Here is a 4437-nt window from a genome sequence, read left to right on the forward strand (position 1 = left end):
TACCCTCCTATGGATGGATAAATGGACAATTTCTTCCAAGCAAACATACGTCCCACAGATGCAAAGACATTGAACTGATTGCCAAACCTATAATTCTCTTTATTTGATGTAGCAATACCATAAATAGCGTCCGTTGTTAAGCGCCATTTTTTAAACATGTACATGTACTTCGCTTGTAAAGCATAACTCATACTTCCTCTACCCGCTTGAAAATTTCTATTCACCAGCTCTCCCTCATGTTCGAGTTGATACGCTCCTGTAGGAAGCGTAATACCTAAGCCTAAATCAAGTAAATGACCTCTCACCTTATTGGTATCCATAGGTGGAGCAATTATTCTATACGCGAGGGAAACAGCGGCATCAGCCAAACTAAGGTGACTAATATTTTCTGTATTTCCCTGCATGGTATTGTACACAAAAGGCACATTTGCCATAACATACAACTTTGGAAAAAAATGGTATTTACCCGTTAATTCCATTCTATTGTAACCATCAGTTGAATGCACATCCTCCAGATAACTGCTGTTGTAATTGATTTCTGCATTAAACTGAACATGTGAATAACGCAATCCTATATAGTTATTGGTGGTTTCCATACCCAAGCCCATACTCATTCCGCCCACAGCACATCCACAAACATCACAGGCGTATGTCTTTGAACTTAGCGAAATCAGTATTAAAAGGCTAATTGTACTCCACAAACTTTTGATCTTGTATAAACTCAACATCACTTAATGTTTTTAAAAATGAGATAATTGCTTCTTTTTCCATTTCAGTTAAAGGTATTCCACGCGTTGATCCCTGGTTTAACTCATTGGCTAAATTGGGTACATCTAAAACACCCTCATCATAATGATCCAGGACTTCTTTTAAAGTCCAAAATCTAGCGTTATGCATATAAGGAGCGGTTAACGCCACATTGCGTAGCGAGGGAACACGAAACTTTCCAACATCCATTGGATTTTCAGTAATCGTAGCCCTACCTAAATCGGGATAAATACTATCCAAACCAATATTTCTATACTCCTGATTGGTAAACAAAACACCTTCATGGCAACTAGCACATTTATCTTGAAACAGTGCTAAGCCCTCTTGTTCGATGGCCTTAAGGTCTCCTTTGTTGTTTAGCCATTTATCGTAAGGACTATTGGCACTTACCATCATCAACATAAACTGACTCAAGGCTTTGAACAAATAAGGAGAGGTAATACTGTCTATTTTGAACGTCTCCTTAAATTCTAATTGATAAAAGCTAGAAGCATTTAATTTTTCAATCAGATGATTCAGATCTTCCTTCATTTCTATATCAGATTCTATAGCATTAATGGGAACAAAGTCTAGATGCGTAACACCTCCATCCCAAAAGAACTCTTTATAGAAGGCCATATTTGCAAGTGCTGGAGCATTACGTATACCAATTTCATTATCCACCCCTATAGAAAAAGGATGTTGTTGCCCATCTGCAAAGGCTGTTCCTTGTTGATGGCAATTGGCACATGCAACACTTCCATCTATTGATAGTAAAGGATCATAAAACAATTTTCTACCCAATAAAAAGGCTTCTTCTGTTATTTCATTGAGTTCAAAATTGTAGGTTGAACTTGGAAAATGTTCAGGTTTAATAAAACGGAACTCTTCCACCTCACCACTTTGTTTCGAACAGGAAACAAGAAGTAGCGCTACGTATGATAAACACACGTAACGCATAAATACTACCCCTTTCATTTTATTGGTGTACGTGATCCATCACAAACATCTCTGTAAATGTAGCTGCAAACGGCGCACCGGCCATTGGAGAGTGTACAGAGTATGTAGAGGTGAAATCATTACTAGATGCATTAAAAAAGGGCAAAACATCCACTACAACATGAGCTTCCGGAGCGTACTTTTCTCCAATGAGAATAGGAGATCCAAAGTCAAGTGTAAGTGTTTTAAGGTTGTTCACAAACATACTTCCATCTACATCTTTCCATCCTCCCACGTGGAATTCAATGCGTTTGGCTGGAATACTAGAACCATTTCCCTGATCCACGAATTGTTGTGGAGAATCTGCAGCACTTCCCTCTACTTTCATAGCAATGTAACCGGCATTCCAATTCCAGAACCACGCTCCATTTGCAGGATCTAAAACTCCTCCTGATGCACCTGATTGTACACCTTCTTCGCCTACACCTATGGTAAAACTAATTTCATCATAGGTTCCTTCAGGTATGTTCTCTAGGTTGATAAAGCTCGTAGCAAGATCACTCGCCTCTACTCTAAAGTAGCCTTGAGCTCCTTCTGCAGTAGCTTCCATCTTTTGGGTGTAACTTTCACCATTGGGTCCGCTCAACGTGAAAGCGCTTACATAGAACCCGAAATTTGAAATATTAAATGCTTGGTTTAAAGCTGTTGAATAATCGTAATTCACCGTATCTCCACTTGCTCTCAACTGAAGGGGTGAAGTTCCTGCTTTCATATCAAAATTCACTAAGATTTCGCCCTTATGCTCCTCTTGATTTTGTTTTATATCTTCTTTTTCACAAGCCATAGCTACCAAGGCTACCGCTAAAATTGTTATAATATTTTTCATTGTTTTGTACATTAATTTTTGCGCATAGGCGCATACCTGCGATGGGTTTTCGCAAACTAATTATCTAGCATAGTAAAGGTTATATGTACAAAACCTGGGGAGGAGGAACAGTGATGTCTCCACTAAAAGTGGCCAATGAAAAAGTATAGTAAGGAACTACTTTTTCTTCTTCATCCTTTATGTTGAATGGAACGTTAATCGCATCTGCGAGACGTTCATAATCTTTGTGTTTGAGTTGAGATTTAGAGTCTTTCTTAGCAGGTTTAGAATTATCTTCTGAATTCAGAGCTTGATTGCTTTCCACTTCGTTGGCCAGCTCTTTCATCAAGTAACATTTACCGTTACATTCTAACTCCTCTTGATCTTTGTTCTCACAAAGTTCTTCAGCAATTTGTTCTTGATTTTGGGTAAAATGAAGAATGGTTTGCACGGGCTTACTCAAAGAGAAAACGTAAATTAATATTACTATGCCGGCAAATATTCTCATACCTGCCAGCAAAATTAATCTTTCAGTTCAATCTTCTGAATAAAAAGTTGTAGATATTTATCAACTTTTCAAATTGTATTTCTACTTACAAAAAACCAAGTCCAACAGGATTATTCAACATCCATCCTGTTAAACTCATTCTTCCTGTTTCTGTAGTCAACACTTCGTGTTCTAAGACTCCACTTTTAAATAAAACTAAGCGGTTCGCTTTTGGTGCAATATCTAAATTTCCTGCTTCTCCAAAAATACGTAATTCACCTCCATCACCTTGTTTCCAATCTTTATTTAAGTAAAGTACATAGGAGAGTTGACGGTTATTTCTGCCTTTAAACTGATCTAAATGCTTTTGATAAAACGTTCCTTTAGGATAAAAGGCCAAATGATATTCAAAATCTGAAATACTTAAGAATAAATAGCGATTTACCTTTGCTACTAAATCATCCATCTGTGTATGTAAATCAACTAACTCTTGATCCTTATGTTTATCTATCCAGTAAACATAGTCACCGCGTATTTCTTCTACAATGGTATGATCTCCCAAGCTTCCAATACCCGCTTTTGCCAGGGCATCTTCGTCTCGTTTGCTTTGGAAAAAATTAAAAACGTTAGCGAATATTTCTTCGCTTAAATAATTATCAATTACCACAAAATCCTTTTGTGCCAATTCGTCTAACCATGAAAGGTAGATCTCTTCTGAATATGCTTTCAATTCTTAAAATAAGGTGCGCAAAATTACGCTAAAAAGAAATTGAAATTACCACTCCTAAAAAAAATTATTTCAAGAAATAAACTCCAATAGAATTACAGCTTCTTGCAGAAATCTGAGGTAAGTTCTACTGCCTTTTCATATAATTTGTTTTGCTCCTCTCTACTGATATCAAAATGGGTAGACGAAATGTGTAAATTATCTAGGAAAATGGTTCGTTTTCTCACTTCATCTGATTTGAACATATCCATATCCTGCCCTTTTAAAACAGCTTTAAACAATCGTTTGATATAACTCCCAATTTGATCAAAACCGAGTTCCTCATCTTTATCTTCTGTAGAAATGTACAAGCCCAAGGTTTTGTCTAAATTGTCAAAAGCTGAAATTGGATAGTTATACAATACTCCTCCATCAATAAAAATATGCTTATTCAATTCACCGTTTGGAAATTGCCAAGCATTGAAAAAGAAAGGGATAGACATTGACGCCCGAATTGCCTCTGCGATTTTTATCTCTGGTGTTTGTTCAAAGGAGAATTCCTGTAAACCGGTCGTATTTAAATTACAAGCAAATACCTTTAATTCCCAACAATCGCAATCTTTCAAATCTGCAAAAGTCATTTCTGGATCTTTATCTTTACTTGCTATGATTTCCTTGATCCAATCCAATAAA

General features: G+C 36.8%; 5 protein-coding genes and 1 pseudogene. All 6 read right to left on the bottom strand.

All coding sequences use genetic code 11. The features are described 5' to 3' along the window. Window positions 1-728, bottom strand: a pseudogene (locus AC22ZQ_RS12640) (transporter); the annotation flags it as partial. Continuing rightward, window positions 685-1725, bottom strand: coding sequence for a cytochrome-c peroxidase (locus AC22ZQ_RS12645; protein ID WP_318959129.1), 1041 nt, complete (start codon window positions 1723-1725; stop codon window positions 685-687). The gene AC22ZQ_RS12645 and the pseudogene AC22ZQ_RS12640, both read right to left, overlap by 44 nt. Window position 1726: 1 nt before the next feature. Further along, window positions 1727-2572 (bottom strand): MbnP family protein, encoded by an 846-nt coding sequence (locus tag AC22ZQ_RS12650; protein ID WP_318959130.1) that lies wholly within the window; start codon window positions 2570-2572, stop codon window positions 1727-1729. A 79-nt stretch (window positions 2573-2651) separates the two neighbouring features. Beyond that, window positions 2652-3059, bottom strand: a complete 408-nt coding sequence (locus tag AC22ZQ_RS12655; protein ID WP_318959131.1) for a hypothetical protein — start codon at window positions 3057-3059, stop codon at window positions 2652-2654. 85 nt (window positions 3060-3144) lie between these two features. Beyond that, a complete protein-coding gene (locus AC22ZQ_RS12660) occupies window positions 3145-3768 on the bottom strand; it encodes a 2OG-Fe(II) oxygenase (protein WP_318959132.1) in 624 nt (207 codons plus the stop codon). A gap of 92 nt (window positions 3769-3860) precedes the next feature. Next, a partial coding sequence (locus tag AC22ZQ_RS12665; protein ID WP_318959133.1) for a patatin-like phospholipase family protein occupies window positions 3861-4437 on the bottom strand: 577 nt, incomplete at its 5' end.

This window comes from Lishizhenia sp. (assembly GCF_057456495.1).